Origin of the sequence: Paenibacillus albicereus (genome assembly GCF_012676905.1) — a bacterium.
GTDB lineage: Bacteria > Bacillota > Bacilli > Paenibacillales > Paenibacillaceae > Paenibacillus_O > Paenibacillus_O albicereus.
The window spans coordinates 3,151,751-3,169,195 of sequence record NZ_CP051428.1 but is presented as its reverse complement, the minus strand read 5'-3'; the positions used below and the strand labels follow the sequence as shown (position 1 = coordinate 3,169,195).

Here is a 17,445-nt window from a genome sequence, read left to right as displayed (position 1 = left end):
GCAGCCATGACTTCATTTCGCAGCCGGGTCAGGGGAGCGGTCGTCTCGACCGCTCTCGGAGACGCTATGGGAGCCCCGGTCGAGAAGCTGACGTACGGAGAGATCAAGGCCCGATACGGCCGGGTCGAGTCGTTGATGACCCGATGGCACAAGATGGATCTGCCGGAGGACGTCCGGCTCGGCCGGGTGCGCGGCGACGGCATCGTCACCGACGATACGCTGATGACGATCGCGCTCATCCGGACGTATCAGGCCGAGGAGCGGCATCTCGACGCCTATGACATGGGCCGGGAGTTCGTCAAGGAGATCGCGTTCCGCAAGACGTTCGTGCCGGAGATGGACCGCGAGGCGTTCATCATGGACCGCTTGTTCTACCCGGAAAAGCAGATCTTCCTGCGCCATGTGCTGGCCAACTGCGAGCCGCGCGAGGGCGGCCTCGGCAACATGGTGAACTGCGGGGCGGCGATGTACATCGCCCCGATCGGCATCGTCAACGCCGGCAACCCGAAGGGCGCTTACGACGAGGCGATCCGGTTCGCCTCGGGGCATCAGAGCAGCTACGGGCTGGAAGCGGCCGGCGTGCTGGCCGCCTGCGTCGCCAAGGCGTTCGAGCCGGGAGCGACGGTGGACGCCGTCGTCGACACGGCGCTGTCGGTAGCCAAGGACGGCACGAGAGCGGCGATCGAGGAGCTGACGGCCGCGGCCCGCAGCCTGCGCGCGCAGCGGGACGATCGCGATGCCGTCGTCGCCGTGTTCCACCGCATCCTGGCCAAGTACTCGCCGATGGGCGACGACGTCAGCCGGCATATCGACAAGGTCGGCGTGCCGAGCGACCACTATACGCCGAGCCGCCTGCGCTCGATCGAGGAGCTGCCGCTTGCCCTCGCCTACGCCGTGCTGAATGACGGCGACTATTACCGTACGATCCGCGACGGCATCAATTCAGGACGGGATACCGACTCCATCGGCGTCATGGCCGGCGTCATCCTCGGCGCGATGCACGGCGCGGAGGTCATCGAAGCGGCCGACATCGAGCAGCTCGACCGGGTCAACCGGCTCGACCTGCTCGCTATCGCCGACCGGTTCGCCGAGACGGCCGAGCGCATCATCCGGCAGGATATGCAGGAGGCGCAGGTCCGGCGGGAGATGCTCGCCGGCATCGGCTGTCTGGAAGAGGAGGCGAAGCGATGATTCCGAACCGCTATGTGGAGACGGTCTATGCCAGCTTCATCGGGATGAACGTCGGCATCCGCCTCGGCGCGCCGATCGAGCCGGTCGCCTGGACGTACGAGCGCATCCGGGACGTCTACGGCGATATCCGCGACTACGTCAAGCCCTATCGCACGTTCGCGGCGGACGACGACGCCAACGGCCCGGTATTCTTCATCCGGGCGTTGTACGACGATGCCAACGGGCGCGAGCTGACGGCCGAGGACGTCGGCCGGGCATGGCTCAATTACGCGAGGGAAGGCGTCGGGATGTTCTGGTGGGGCGGCGATGACATCAGCACCGAGCATCGGGCGTACGTCAACCTGCGCAACGGCATCCCCGCGCCGGCGTCCGGCTCCATCGAGACGAACGGGCTGGAGATGGCCGAGCAGATCGGCGGCCAGATCTTCATCGATTCCTGGGGCCTGCTCTTTCCCGGCGATCCGGAAAAAGCGGCCGACTGGGCGGAGAAGGCCGCCAGCGTCTCGCATGACGGCAACGGCCTGCATGGCGCCCGTTTCATGGCCGCTTGCATCGCGGCGGCGTTCGAGGCCTCCTCGATCGAGGAGATCGTCTCCGAGGGCCTGCGCCAGATTCCGGACAGCTCGACGTATGCCGCCGTCGTGAACGCCGTCCGTACGTTCCACCGCGACCATCCGGACGACTGGGCGGCTTGCCGCCAGCTGCTGGAGGACGAGTGGGGCTACGACAAGTACGGCGGGGTCTGCCATATCATCCCCAATGCCGGCGTCTGCGCGCTGGCGCTGCTTTACGGCGGCGGCGACTTCGCGCGCACGGTGGAGATCGCCTCGATGTGCGGCTGGGACACGGACTGCAACGCCGGCAACGTCGGCTCCATTCTCGGCGTGTTCGCCGGCCTGAAGGGCATCCCGGCGCATTACCGCGCTCCGATCAACGACTTCATCGTCGCCTCCAGCGTGTCGGGCTACCTCAATCTCGTCGACTTCCCGACGTTCGCCAAGGAGCTCGCGCTGCTCGGCTACCGCGTGAACGGGGAGGAGGCTCCGGCCGGACTGGCCGACAGCTTCAAGCCGGGCGAGGTGGAGTTCGACTTCAGCCTGCCGGGCTCGACGCACGGCTTCCGCACGAGCCAGCCGTTCAAGACGCCGGTCGTCCGCCACTCCGCGCGCCGGGCTCTGCAGCCTGGGGGAGGCTCGCTCGAGGTCGTCTTCGATCGCCTTGTGGCCGGAGACAGCAGCAACATCTATTGGAAGCCGTTCTATCGCCGCGAGGAGTTCAACGACGAGAAATACAAGCCGACGTTCGCTCCGCTGGCCGTCAGCGGGCAGACGGTGTCCGCCTCCGTTTATGTCGATCAATGGGAAGGCGAGCCGATCGTCCTTACGCCTTATGCGCGCAACTCGGCGACGAAGGAGGAGCTGCTGCTGGAGCCGTGCTCGCCGGAGAACGGCGAGTGGAACGAGCTGTCGTTCGTCCTTCCGGACACGGACGGCGCGCTCATCGACGAGATCGGCTGGAAGCTGGAGTCCCCGTCGCCGCTGACGGACCGGGCAATCGGCAGCCTGTACCTCGGGTCGTTCCGCGTGTCCGGAGCGGCGGCCTACACGATCGACTTCGCCAAGCAGGCCAAGGAGTTCGGCTCGGTTACGCCGTTCGCGCATCATCGCGGCCGCTGGGAGCTGGAGGGAGATGCCTTGGCGTACCGGGCCGAGTCGGATGCGCTCTCGCTCTCCGGCAACTACTACGAACGCGATGTCGCAGTCGAGGCGTTCGTACGGCCGCTGGAAGGAACGAGCCATCTGCTGGCCGTCCGGGCTCAGGGCGTCATGCGGCAGTATCTGGCCGGCTTCGACGGTCCGGGCTCGGTCTCGTTCATCAAGCAGGACTTCGGCGCGACCCGGCTCATCACGGCTGCTTACGCGTGGGAGCCCGGCCGCGAGTATCGGATGCGGCTGATCGCCGAGGGCGATGCGTTCGCGCTCCAGATCGATGGCCAGACGGTGCTGGAGTGCCGGGACGATTCGTTCGGCCACGGCATGTTCGGCTTCGGCTGCCTGGAGGGCGGAGCGAGCGAGATCCGGCACGTAGCGGTGCGCGCCGGAGCGGCCAAGGGTCGGCCATGAGCCGGCCTGCTACCGGCGGAGGCCGGATTCTTGTCGCCGGCAGCATCAACATGGACATCGTCAGCCGCGTCGGCTGCTTTCCCGTGCCGGGCGAGACGCTGGCCGGACGCGGCACGTCGTATCATCCCGGCGGCAAAGGCGCCAATCAGGCCGCGGCCGCCGCGCGGGCCGGCGCCGCCTGCTCCATGCTCGGCGCGGTCGGCAGCGATCCGTTCGGCGACGCGCTGGTCGCCTCGCTGGAGGACGCCGGCGTCGGCGTGCAGTCGGTGCTGACCAAGGACGGAACGTCGGGACTCGCCATCATCACGGTGAGCGACTCCGGAGAGAACCATATCGTCCTGTCGGAAGGCGCGAACGGCCGGCTGTCGGCCGAAGACGCGCTCGCCGAGGCGGACTGGAGCGGCGTCTATGCCGTGCTGCTCCAGAACGAAATCCCGTGGGCGACGAACGAAGCGCTCCTCCGCGCGGCCAGCGAGGCGGGCGTCCGCGTCTGGCTGAACCCGGCTCCGGCGCGCGACGTTCCGGCCGAGCTGCTGCCGCTGCTCGATACGCTCATCGTCAACGAGACGGAGGCGGCTGCCGTCAGCGGCTTGCCGGTGTCCGGTGTGGAGTCGGCCCGGGCCGCCGCTGACGAGCTGCTGGCGCGCGGCGCTCGCCGCGTCGTCGTCACGCTCGGCGAGCAGGGCTGCTTCTGCGCGGATGCGTCCGGCCTGCGCTTGTGCGTGCCGGCCTGCGCGGTGGAGGCGGTCGATACGACCGCCGCCGGGGACACGTTCATCGGCGCGTTCGCCGCCGCTTCCGCCGCCGGCACGGATACCGAGTCGGCGCTGAGGTTCGCCGCCGCAGCGGCGGCGATCGCCGTCACGCGGTCGGGAGCGCAAGGCTCGATTCCGTCCCGGGACGAGATCGAGGCGTTTTTGGCAGGGCGCGAATGATCAATTTCAAACCAAAAGCCAGCTTGCTGCATTCTGCAGCGAGCTGGCTTTTTTATTGCGATAGAAACGGTTGCACAACATAAATAGCTTCATGGATTTAAGCCTCGCAAGAAACGAGTATGGGTTTTTGCTTTGGTTTAGATTTCAATAAATTTATGTGATTTAACAATGGAATATATATATGCATGCCGTATTTGTTTAACGAATTATATTTTTTTTGATATCGACAAAAAGCTTGGTCATTATGAACGAATTGTAAAAAAAAGCGCGAATCGAATAATGATGCTGTATAATTTCTTGGGCGCGAAAAGAAGGAATATTTATGAAGTTCAGTAGATTTTTCGCTGCATTAATATTTCTTCAGTAAATTTTGTGATGGAATGGGGGAGCCGGGGCTAATTTGCTTTTAAACCAAATGACGGAGGACAGAATATGAGAACCGTATTAAAGCTCTTTATTTCCATATGTATTATGGCGAATTTGCTCGTCATTCACCAGAGTTCCATTCAAGCATCGACCGTTTCGAATACCTTTCAAATACCTTCCAATACTTATTGCAGCAAGGCGAGCTTTATTGATTTATCGCTTACATTTACGAATGCCTGGGATAGTCAATCCATGGCTACGCTTCTTCTCTATAAGGCAGATGGCAGTCTTTTAAGCATTCAAGGAACAAGCGTAGACGGCCTGAATTCGACAATTACACCGGGCGTCCCATTTACAATGAGTCCTGGTGCAACTGAAACCTACCACATGTCTTTTGGAGGTTATTTAAATAACTGTAAAGACCGAATCTATTCAGGTAAACTTGTTGTTACAAAAGGCTCCATTATGGCTTCTGGGTGGGTAGATACGATTAATGGGCTCCATCCCATTCGATTTGGAGGAACTCAGGGGAGCGGTTCAGTTTTAACCCCTTCAGATGTCGTGCCTCCTTCTCAAGTCGGAAACCTGATGGTGAGCTCAGCGTCCACAACAGCTGTCAGTTTGAACTGGACAGCTCCTGGTGATGACGATATGGCGGGAAAAGCAGCGTTTTACGATATCCGCTACAGTACTTCCGTTATTACCGAAGCCAATTGGAACGAAGCCATCCAAACCTCCGATGAACCTATACCATCCTCTTCGGGAATACAGGACACTCATAGCGTTCGAGAATTGACTCCGAATACAACCTATTATTTTGGCCTTAAAGCCTATGATGAAGCCAACAACAGTTCCAAACTCTCCAATGTTGTCAAGGCTTCAACCATTGAAAGCGCTCCTCTTGTTAATCGCTATACGGAGACCGTCATTCCACTCATGACGGGGGCGACCCTACCTGCTGGCAAAGCAGATGCTTCCAGCGTGCGCGATTATTATGCCGCTTGGAAAGCATTCGAGCCTCAACTTCAGCTCGGAAACAGCTGGTTGTCTAAATATGGACCTACAATAGCTGAGCCTCAGCGGATCTGGTATGAATTTAATGATGCCAAGAAAATAGCCAAATTCGCTATATACCCAACTGAAACAATTGATTCAAGTCCGAAGAACTTTGAGCTTCAAGGATGGGATGGAAGCCAATGGATTACCATTCAAAGTTATTCTGGAGTTAGCGACTGGGTCGTCGGCTCAAAAAAAGAATTTAACATTGACGGACTCCCAAAAAGCTTTTCTAAATACGGAATTAATGTTACCGCTACGGCCGGAAGCGCAAGTTACGTCGGCATCGGATACATTGAAATGTTTGAAATAAAAAATGCTTTGAACGCGATCACGACGTTGACTCCTCTAGAACCAGGTTCGACCTCCATGAAACTGAAGTGGACTACTCCTGCCGATGATGGAACGATTAAAACGCAAAAGTTTTATGATGTTCGATACAGTACTTCTCCGATTTCCGAAGCAACCTGGCAGAGTGCGGCTCAAGCTATCGGAGAACCTTTCCTAGCTGCTGCGGGAAGTCAGGAAAGCTTTGTCGTAGAAGGTTTGCAGCCCAATAAATTTTATTATTTTGCTGCGAAAACATTTGATGAATCCGGCAACATATCAGCCATTTCCAATATTGTTTCGGGATCAACCGAACCGTTAAAAGAGGATCCTGGACTTAAACGGTATACGTCAACTGTTATCCCCGCCATGACTTCAATGACGCTGCCATCCGGTAAAGCAGATGCAACGAGTGTGAAAACTTATTACGCTGCTTGGAAAGCGTTTGAGCCGCAAGTTCAATCCGGAAACAGCTGGATTTCGGCGTATGCACCATCTGAAGCGGAACCTCAGCGAGTCTGGTACGAGTTCAGCTCCACAAAGAAAGTAGCGAAGTTTGCCCTTTATCCTACAGAAGAGCTTACTTCCAATCCTCGTGATTTTGACCTTCAAGGCTGGGATGGAGTGAAGTGGGTAACGGTTCAAAGCTTTACAAATGTAACGGGATGGGTATTGGGGACGAAAAAAGAGTTTTCGGTCAGCGTTCCAAGACCCTACACCAAGTATGCTGTTGCAATAACAAAGACAAATGGAAATACGAGTCAGACCGGGATAGGCTACATTGAAATGTATGAGCTCAAGCAAGCGATCCAGACCGTCGGGGACTTAACGCCTTCTGTACCTTCGGAATCCTCGATTAAGCTCAGTTGGACAGCACCCGCTGATGATGGAACAATCAAAACAGCGAAATATTATGACGTTCGTTACAGTGAAAATCCGATTACAGAAAGCAACTGGGATGATTCATCGCCAGGAATAGGGGAGCCATTCCCGAATGCGGCAGGAACAAAAGAGTCTTTTGTGCTTTCTGGACTTGAGCCTGACACCATGTATTATTTCGCAATGAAAACACATGATGATTCTGGAAATGTTTCGTTGCTGTCTAATGTCGCTACTGGCTCCACCAACCCTGTTCCTGTGGATCCTGGCTTGACTCGCTATACGGCAAACATCATCCCGGTTATGTCAAGCATGACATTGCCTAGCGGCAAAGCGGATGCAACAAGCGTGAAAAGTTACTACAGTGCTTGGCGAGCTTTTGAGCCTTCTGCGCAGAGCGGCAACAGCTGGTTGTCTGCCTATGCACCGACAAGTGAAGAACCGCAAAAGGTTTGGTATGAATTTACAGATACAAAAAAAGTCGCCAAAATCGCTCTTTATCCGACGGAGCAGCTAAATGCCAACCCTAAAGACTTCTCCCTTCAAGGCTGGAACGGAGAGGACTGGATCACGATTAAAACCTTTACAGGACTAAAAGGTTGGGTTGTCGGAACGAAAAAAGAGTTTACTCTAGACGGACCATTAAACGCTTATTCAAAGTACGCCATCAGCATATCGGCGACAGTAGGAACTTCTGAATCAGCAGGAATCGGGTATGTAGAGATGTTTGAGATCAAAAATCAGATCTATTCCATCACTAACTTAATACCTAAACAGCCGACAGACACGAGCATTCAACTGAATTGGTCGGCTCCTGGCGATGATGGAACGATTAAAACCGCCAAATTCTATGATGTGCGTTATAGCAAATCGCCTATAACGGAAGCCAATTGGAATTTGGCCATCGAAGCTGTTGGTGAGCCGTTCCCTGGTCCTGCAGGTACTTTGCAAACCTTTAATTTGATTGGATTAGAGACAAGGACGCTTTATTACGTTGCGATTAAAATGATGGATGATTCGGGGAATATCTCCTCGCTCTCCAATGTTGTAAATGCTTCAACATTGCCTAACCAATCGGATGGAGAGACCCGGTATTCCAGCTCTATTATTCCATCCATGACGAGCGTAGCATTTCCTTCTGGAAGAGCAGGAGCGACCAGCGTCAATTCTTACTATGATGGCTGGCGAGCATTTGAGCCAGGAGCTGAAAAAGGAAACAGCTGGATCTCAAATTATGTACCTACTGATCTCGAGCCGCAGCGAGTTTGGTATGAATTTGATTCCTTGAAAAAAGTGAAGAAGTTTGCTCTATATCCGACCGAAGTTCTGGAAGCTAATCCGCAGCATTTTGAGCTTATGGGCTGGGATGGAGCGAATTGGGTAACGGTACAAAGCTACCGAGATGTTGTCGGCTGGGTACTAGGTTCTAAGAAAGATTTTTACGTATCTTCGCCAAGAGCATTTGACAAGTACGCTATCAGTGTAACGGCGAACAACGGTCATCCGCTTTCGACAGGATTAGGCTTCGTGGAGATGTTCGAGGAAATCAGCCCGATTGATAAGATTACGGATTTGATTCCATCATCAGCTACGGCATCTACCATTAAGCTTAGTTGGACTGCGCCAATCGATGTACGTCCAGGCAAGCCAGAGAAAAAATATGAGATCCGATACAGCACGTCACCGATTACAGAAGCTAACTGGACGGTAGCACAACACGTCTACTTATCACTAGCTAACTCTGCCGGGACAAAAGAAACGTACGAGGTTTCAGGGTTGACGGAAAACAGCGTCTACTACTTTGGAATAAAGACGTGGGATAAAGCTCAAGTATCCTCCCCTCAATCAAATGTGGTAAGCTATGCGACTGGTTATGTAGATAAACAAAAAAACCAACCAACGATTTCCTCGCTTTCAGTTGTCTCAAGTTCAATAGTTGGCGGAGTCAATACGACTTTGAATGGATCTAAATTTGTAACTGGAGCGGAAGTTTTCTTTGGTGGAACAAAAGCGACTGTAGTAACGTTCCATTCTGCAAATCAAATTACAGTAACTGTGCCTAAGGTTGATTTTGCGGGGAAAGCTGACGTAAAGATTATTAATCCAGATGGTTCTCAATTTGTTTTGCCTGTTGCATATAACTATTTAAAACCGAATTTAACTGAACGTCCTGTTATTACGTCTATTAGTAAAAATCAAGGATATGTTACGGGAGGGGAAGCATTCCGAATTTACACTCGCCACCTGAATACTCAAGGATTCAAAGTCTACATCGATAATATTCAAGTAACCCCGGTCGATATACAGTATGGAACGGAATTTGCAGTTGTGACTCCGCCTCATGAAAAAGGCTTTGTCGATATTAGGCTTGTGAATCCAGACGGTCAAGAATATGTGTTGACAAAATCATACCAGTATACTGATGTTCCTACGCCAACACAACCAGTACTAACTTCTATTGAAACCACTAGTGGATATGTTACTGGTGGAAATGGAGTTCATCTGTATGGATCTAACTTTGGTCTTAATTTTAAGGTTTACTTTGGCACAAAATTAGCCCAGGTAACGGACTATAATCACGGGAATAGAATTACTGTTAGTGTACCTGCCAACTTGGAAGGCTCGGTAGATGTAAGAGTAATTAATGCTAGTGGACAAGAAGCTATTTTGCCTCTGGCGTACAAATACTTGCCGTTGCCTCAATTAAGCAGACCACATATTACTTATTTAGGAGCTACAAGCGGTTCAATTTCAGGAAACAATTCGGTACATGTTTATGCAACGAATCATAAGGAAGGCGCAAAAATTTATTTTGGAGCGAAGGAAGCCACTATCGTTGAATTCCATTCTGCATACATCAGAGTAATGGCTCCAGCAGCCCAAGATTCTGGAAACGTCGATGTTCGAATTGTTAATCCGGATGGGCAAGAGTATGTCTATGTAAATGCATATACTTACTCATTCCCTGGAGCCAGTCCAAGGCCGGTCCTTACCAGCATTACAACAACATCCGGTCCTGTCGCTGGTGGTAACAGCTTTAATCTGAATGGAGCAAACTTCCTTGCTGGAGCTAAAGTTTACTTTGGCAATATCCAAGCGACTGTAGTGGGCTTAAATGCAAATGCAATCACAGTTACTGCTCCGAGGTCAAATTCTGCTATGAAGGTTGATATTAGGGTTGTGAATCCAGATGGTCAAGAGGTAGTATTTATTTCATCTTATACGTATGTTTAAATTATAAAGAATTAGGGACTACCTCTTAAAGGTAGTGCCTGATTCTACTTTAATTAATCGAAGGGAAGTAACTACTGAGTGAATACAAATGGAAAATACAAAAAAATAAAATTACTAAAAGTGATTAGTTTATTAATCCTTATAATTAGTATCACCCTAACCGGCATTCCCTGGGTGCCTGGGGGAAGCATCCCCAAAGCAGATGCTGCAACAGTAAATGTGAGTGTTTCTCCATCGACGTTTGTGCCTGTATATGGCGGGAAAACAACGATCGGCTGGAATTACCAGGATAGACCGCATCCGACATCGCTTGAAATCTGTTCAGTGCGCTTTAATCCTCCGACACCACCGCCATCTCCAGCCCCCACCCCTAAACCTGGAGCTCCTGTATTTGAACCTCCTACCCCCTATACTCGAACATCGCTAAAATCCATATCAAGCGTAGGTTCCGGACAAGCTTCATTTGCTTGGAACGGACTTTCTTCCGGTGGTCAAGCTATCGAAGAAGGGAGCCACACGGTTTGTGTCGTACCGGATGATGCTCCCCAATACTTTAATTTCTATCAAGGACTTTCTATTGCCAATCCAGCTCCGCCTGCACCTGCGCACATGCAGGTTCTCCCTAATTTGTACAGTTCCCAACACATCGTGCGGGGTATCGCAGAACGGGGCACAAAAGTAACACTCGAAATTTATTATCAAAGGCGTGTCGGATACGAACAAGTAACAAGCGACGTTCCGGTTACATATGAAGTCATCATTCCATTTGACGAATCGGGGAAAAATGACGGATCTCACCTTACTTGGGCGAAAGGCTTTAACTATTCGTCTTACTTTGATTCGCAGTTTCCAATCAGTTCGGATAACCAGCCTGCCAAGTATGTCCGGGAATGGCAGTTGCCCGTTGAGCTTAACAAATATGAGATTGCTAACATGACGGCCAAGGTTGAGCGTTTAGGGAGCAATCCTTATTTCAACTCAAAGGATAGCGACAACAAATCGCCGGACTCTGAAATGGTTCGAGTCCTTCGCTATACGGCTCCGGATTGGAATGTAAACTGGGAAGCGCTTGCCGGTTACTACTATCGCGCAACGGACGTTGTAATGATGGCTGAAAAAGCGCAGCTTATTGCATCGGATAATGGAATACCTGGACAAACTTGCAGCGACGGAAACCGTTGTGCGGGTTTGATTGATAAGGGATGGAACCTGATTCTACAGGACCGAAACCGTGATTTGCAGCTGGCAGGCAATATTTTGCCGGAAGAGTTGGAAGATTTAACTGCAGAGAAAATTGCCAATCGGGAACATTTTCCTAAGCCGTCTTGGTGGGATCCGATTAATATGGCGACAGGTGATTTCGATTTTAAGCACACAAATTTATCTTTGCAAGCCGCTTTCCCCATTGAATTCGGACTCTCTTATCATAGCCGAGATACGTACGATGGTGCTGTTGGTGTAGGGTGGCGCCATTCTTGGGAGTGGAGATTGGAACGTCGTGATAAGGGAATTATTCATGTCACTTCTCCAGATGGCGGAGTTTACCCGTACGAGCCCCGTTCAGATGGGGGGTTCATCGCTCCTCTTGGAACCTATAATTCATTGGAAAAGCTTTCGAACGGCATGTATCAAATGGAGACGCCAGAAAGCTGGGTCTATTTATTCCGTGAAGATGGAAAGTTGGTTGAAATTAGAGACGCGAATAAATCTTCGGTCTATCTTCGCTATTATGGATCGGTTCTCAAAAGCATTGAAACGAAAGGAGCGTTGCTCACACTTTCTTACGGTTCGGGCGGAAAAATTTCTACAGTCTCCGATCATTCGGGACGTGAAGTCAAGTATCGCTATAACGAGCTTACCCACGACCTAACATCGATGGAGTTAGCGGATGGAGCTACGATTAGCTTCACTTACGATTCTAATCATCGAATGCTTACTATAACCAACCCAGAAAAGACATCGACCTTGGTTAACGTCTATGATGGTCAGGGTCGAGTCGTAGAACAGACGGACTTTAACGGTAGAAAAGGGACGATTGAATACGATCCAGCCAACGGAAAAACAATCGCTACCGATCCTCTCGGAAACAAAAAAACGTTTTATTATGATTCAAGGCTTCGTCAGACCGGAATTGATTATGCGGATGGAACATTTGAGCGTTTTGTTTTTGACAGCAACGATAATCGGACTTTATGGACTGATCGAAATGGAGCGCAATGGAAGTACGGGTATGATCCAGAAGGAAACATGACACTGGTAACGGATCCTTTGGGCTACTCGGTTAAAATGACGTATAACGAACGTCGTCAGCCGCTTACGATAACAGATTCAAGAGGCTATGTGAGCGAATTTAATTATGATTCTCACGGCAACCTTTCCTCTACAAAAAATGCCCTCGGAGAAAAGACGCAATTCATTTACAACAGTGAGGGTGTTGTTACAGATATCATTAACGCGGAAGGGGAAAAATCGAGCTTTACTCTTGATGAGTACGGTTTTGTAAGTGTTTTGACTGATGCGGGAAATTTTGGACAAACCATCCTTCGAGATGGCTTGCACCGAGTTGTTGAACAAATGGACTCTCTAAATCTGAAAAAGAAATTTGAATATGATCCACGTGATCGAATTAAGAAAATTATAGATGAATTGGGCAATACCACAACGTACTCTTATGATAAAGACAGCAATCTTGTTGAGTACGAAGATGCGTCAGGTGCAAAAACAACCATGACTTACGAATTTGATAAAGTGAATAGCATCAAAGATGCACTGGGGAATATTAGAGAATTTGATTATGATGCTCTTGGCCATTTACAGAGTGTTACGGAACCGAACGGTTTAATAAGTACCTATCAAAATGATTCAAATGGAAGAGTTACGAAGGAATGGAACAAAGACTCTCAGACGGGGGTCACCTATGCGACAGAGTATCGCTATGATGGCAATGGGAACTTGGTGTGGCAAAAGGAACCGAATGGAGGAATATCTGAATTCCGATATGATGGCCGAAACTTGCCGGTTTGGATGAAAGACTCCGTTGGGGCGCAGTCTGAACTCTTCTACGATGGCAACGGAAATTTGGTGCAAGCTATTAACGATAAGGGTCACTCCACCTTTTATTCGTATGATGAACTCAATCGGGTTGCGGCTATTACTTCAGCAGACGGAAACAAGACTACCTACGCCTACGATAAAGCTGGCCGAGTCATTACCGTGAATGAACCTGGTGGAGCGAAGTGGCAATCGGATTATGATCCAAGAGGGCTTCTTGTCAAGTCTACCGATCCTAACGGCAATACCGAATCCTTTACTCGCAACTCAGCTGGATTCGTCACGGTTTATAAAGATTCACTTCAAGCCGAACTTGCCTTCACCTACGATGGGTTAGGCCGAGTCTTGACCAAAACGGATCCAAAAGGAGGCGTAGAGCGCTTCTCTTATGACGCTGCGGGCAGGGTTGAAACTTATACAGATGCCAATAAAAATAAAACCCAGTATGAATATGATCTGCTGGGACGTTTAGTTCATGTTCGAAATGCGCTAGGTGAGGTTACTTCATACCGATATGATACGATTGGAAATCTCATTGAAACGAAAACTGCAGGCGGAGCTGTCACGACATGGAGCTATGATGCCTTCGGTCGTTTGACGAAAAAAATCAATGCAGAGAATGAAAAACGGACGTATGCCTATGATTCATCCGGATTGATGTCCGAAAGCGTGGATGCCTTAGGCAAACGCACGACCTATGCATATGATTTGCAGGGACGGATAACAGAGAAACGCATGCCGAACGGCGAAGTGTTTGCCTATAGCTACGATTCCATTGGACAGTTGATTCACGCTTCGACATCGACGAATGAACAAAGTTTCACGTATGACGCCATGGGGCGAATCTCCACCATGCAAAATAATACCTGGGATAAATCGGTTCGGTTTAAGTACGACGAAAGAGGAAACCGGACGCACATGACGGATCCCGAAGGAAATACGCAGGAATACGTATACGACTTGCTCAATCAAATCAAGGAATTTACGGACCCCGATGGTTTCAAGACGACGTTTGAATACGATGCACGTGGAGCAATGACAAAGGTCAACCGGCCGAACGGAATACAGTCCACGTATGCGTACAATGACAATCTCCAGCTTGTCAGCCTGGACCATAAAGGTGAACGAACGCAAAGCCGGTTGGAATACGCCTACGATTTAGCCGGAAACATCACACAAAAAGCAGAGGAAGACGGAGCTAAAACGGAGTACGCTTATGATGGATTAAATCGAATTCAGCACGTCCAGTATCCGCAGGCTAAAGACGCCGAGATTCTGGATATCTACGATTTGCCGTTCAAGCAACAGGATCGAAAGGGATCCACACATTCTTACCGCGATACTATGGTCAAGCCTCCTGGCGAAGTTGCTTATACCTATGATTCGGATGGCAACCGAAAAACAATGTCGGCAGATGGGAAAACGACCGCTTATGAGTATGACAAGGCAGGTCGAATGGTCCGCTCGGGCGAAGAAACGTTTGTCTATGATGCGAATGGAAACAGGGTTCAGGAGAGAGGGAATAAGGGACTCATTCGCTATTCGTATGACAGCAACGATATGCTGGAACAGGTTCTTTATGACGATGGCTCGAAAGTGGAATACGACTATGACGCGTTCCTGCAAAAAATCGGTCGGAAAGAAAGCTATCCTGATCCGCGCCAGCAGCCTACCTTGCTCGAATCAGAGCGAGCGACACAAAGCACTTATGGAGAGTCGGCTGCATTTGTAGATAATTTGCAGGAGGAACCTGTTCTTATCGAAGATCAAACCTATTACCTGAATGACGGGTTGACGATCATGAAGGAATACGGTGAGGATCTGGAGCCGATTGCGCAGTATTATGAAGCGAACGGCGATGTGTTGTCCCGAAAGTCGTATCGGAATACGTTGTGGAATGTCATGGATGACGAAGCGCCTATTCGAAAAAGCGAAGCTCCTGTTCGCGGGATGCTGCGCGGTGATTTTACCTATTACTTAAACGATCACCTAGGCAGCGTGACCCACTTGACGGACCGTAACGGCGAAACGCTGGAGCAATACCGCTACGATGCGTTTGGTAGTCTGATGACGCCGATGACGCCGGAATACAATACGATCGGATACACCGGACAAACCATCGACCCTAAAACGGGACTCATGGATTATAAGGCCCGTTGGTATGACAGTGGTGCAGGACAATTCACGAGTGCGGATACCTTTGAAGGGAACGCTTTTAATCCTTTAAGTTTGAACTTGTATACGTATGTAATCAATAATCCGTTGAAATACGTAGACCCGACGGGGAATCAGTACATAATTGAAGGAGCGACTTGGGAGGAAGGTAGCACCATTTTTAAAACAGGTGCTAATGTAGTCGTAGAGATTGCCAATTTCCTTGTCGTTGATGATATTAGAACGATTATGAATCCTAAATCGAGTTATTTTGACAAAGGATTGGCTATCGTTGGTTTGCTTCCGGTTGGGAAAATTATTAAAGGTGGAAAGATAATTGTCAAGTTTGCAGATAAAAGCGGCAAACATATTGAAAGAGCGGTAGAAGCTACAGCAAAAAATCAAGCTAAAGCACACGAATTAAAATTACTTGATGACGAAGCTTTTAATAAGGGTAAACCGACAAAGTCTGGTAACGCAAATAAAGCATTGAACCAGTGCAATTGCTTCATAGCAGGAACAAAGGTTTTAACAGACGAAGGGGAGAAACCTATCGAGGAAATCGAGGTAGGGGATAAGGTACTTGCCAAGTCTGAGTACGATTCTAATGGAGAGTTGGCTTACAAAGAAGTAACAGCTTTATATCGTAATCAACGTGATGATATTATTAAACTATATGTTGGGGAGCAAGTCATAGAGACCACCGACAATCATCCGTTCTGGGTGGAGGGTAAAGGGTGGGTCTACGCAGATGAACTTCAAGTAGGCGATAAGCTTCAAAAGGCTGATAGAAGCAATCTGACGATTGACAAAGTAGAGTTCGTTAAGTTAGAAGAGCCTGTTACGGTTTATAACTTTACAGTTGCTGATTTCCATACTTATTATGTGACGGATTTAGGTATATGGGTTCATAATACTCAGTGTGGTTATAAAGATATTACAGTTGGGAAAAGTGTGAAAAATGTTTCAACTAATGTTACAAAGGCGGATTTTGAGAGTAGTCTTTTGGGCGATGGTTGGACTAAAACTGTTGCAAAGGACGGTAGTGCTACCATCTATTCAAAAGACGGTGCTAAATATGTTGTTCGTGATAAATCTAATCAGGGACAACAAACTGCCGACTATTATGCCAAAGGAAGTAAGGCACCTACTACCAAAATTAGATTGGGGTCTGATGAATGAGTCAAAACAATTTTATAAGGGATAAAAAAGAATTTGAAGAAATACTATTTCTGGTAACGAAGGCGTTCAATTCAGAACAACGACTACCAAACCAAATTTTTAAATTCCCGTTTCAAAAAACAGTTGTACTCGATTTTGATCATGCAATGAGTGATCTGTTTTGGGATGAACTAGAACAACTTACTTACGTGTTTGGCGATTCATCTGTCATTATGGGTGTTTTAGACCCACATCCTGTAGATTATTACTATAATGAGTTCTCCCAGTATAATTGGTGTATTTTTCAAAAAGGAACTACAGATGATGATTATTGGAATATGCTTGAAAAAGGTCCTGATGAGAGCCCTGCTGATGCTATTTTATATAACTCTGAGGTGGTTGTATGGTTATCTCCGTCCATGAAGTGGGCGATATGGGGAGAGAGGAGTTACGGTATTTGTATATTAGGCTTCAATAACGAAATCGGTGACTATAAAAGTGATTCGTGGTTTACAATGGATAGAGCAATTAATGAATTAGTGTCACTTAACTTTAAAAAATGTACCGTCCCCGAAGAGATTTCGACAAAGTTGAAGAAATTCTATAGCAATATTAAGTAATACTTTATGAGATCTTGAGGATATCCTCAAGGTCTTTCTTTTACCCCCACCCAGTGCCGAATGAATCGGGCGGCGCGACCTGAAAGAACTTAACCTTCATCACTCCCGTATCAAAATTTCTCCAAAATCGTGTATGCACAGCATTTAATGCTTGAATTATATACCCTATTTGCATTGCCGCTCTCCTATTCAACTGTACTAAAATCCCCAGTTACCTCTATATTTTATGCCGAAAACCTTATCTTCGTTTTCTTGCGTTTTTCTCAGATAAATACCTTTCCGCAACTATCATCAGACATACATCGACTATGGATAGTAAGAAGAATTTTAAAACAGTCCGCAACGATC

General features: G+C 49.4%; 6 protein-coding genes. All 6 read left to right on the top strand.

Annotated elements, in window-relative coordinates; all coding sequences use genetic code 11:
- Positions 1–6: 6 nt before the first annotated feature.
- Positions 7–1,191: an ADP-ribosylglycohydrolase family protein gene (locus tag HGI30_RS14075; protein ID WP_168908135.1), complete on the top strand. Its 1,185-nt coding sequence runs from the start codon at positions 7–9 to the stop codon at positions 1,189–1,191.
- Complete coding sequence (locus HGI30_RS14070; protein ID WP_168908134.1) at positions 1,188–3,314, top strand: ADP-ribosylglycohydrolase family protein; 2,127 nt, start codon at positions 1,188–1,190, stop codon at positions 3,312–3,314. The genes HGI30_RS14075 and HGI30_RS14070 overlap by 4 nt, the downstream gene beginning before the upstream one ends.
- Positions 3,311–4,249 carry a ribokinase gene (rbsK, locus tag HGI30_RS14065; protein ID WP_168908133.1) on the top strand — a complete coding sequence of 313 codons (939 nt, stop codon included), beginning with the start codon at positions 3,311–3,313 and terminating at the stop codon, positions 4,247–4,249. Before HGI30_RS14070 ends, rbsK begins: the two co-directional genes overlap by 4 nt.
- A 432-nt stretch (positions 4,250–4,681) precedes the next feature.
- Positions 4,682–10,111 (top strand): IPT/TIG domain-containing protein, encoded by a 5,430-nt coding sequence (locus HGI30_RS14060; protein WP_168908132.1) that lies wholly within the window; start codon positions 4,682–4,684, stop codon positions 10,109–10,111.
- A 78-nt stretch (positions 10,112–10,189) separates the two neighbouring features.
- Positions 10,190–16,498 carry a polymorphic toxin-type HINT domain-containing protein gene (locus HGI30_RS14055; RefSeq protein WP_168908131.1) on the top strand — a complete coding sequence of 2,103 codons (6,309 nt, stop codon included), beginning with the start codon at positions 10,190–10,192 and terminating at the stop codon, positions 16,496–16,498.
- Positions 16,495–17,097 (top strand): hypothetical protein, encoded by a 603-nt coding sequence (locus tag HGI30_RS14050; protein ID WP_168908130.1) that lies wholly within the window; start codon positions 16,495–16,497, stop codon positions 17,095–17,097. The genes HGI30_RS14055 and HGI30_RS14050 overlap by 4 nt, the downstream gene beginning before the upstream one ends.
- The last annotated feature ends 348 nt before the right edge of the window (positions 17,098–17,445 follow it).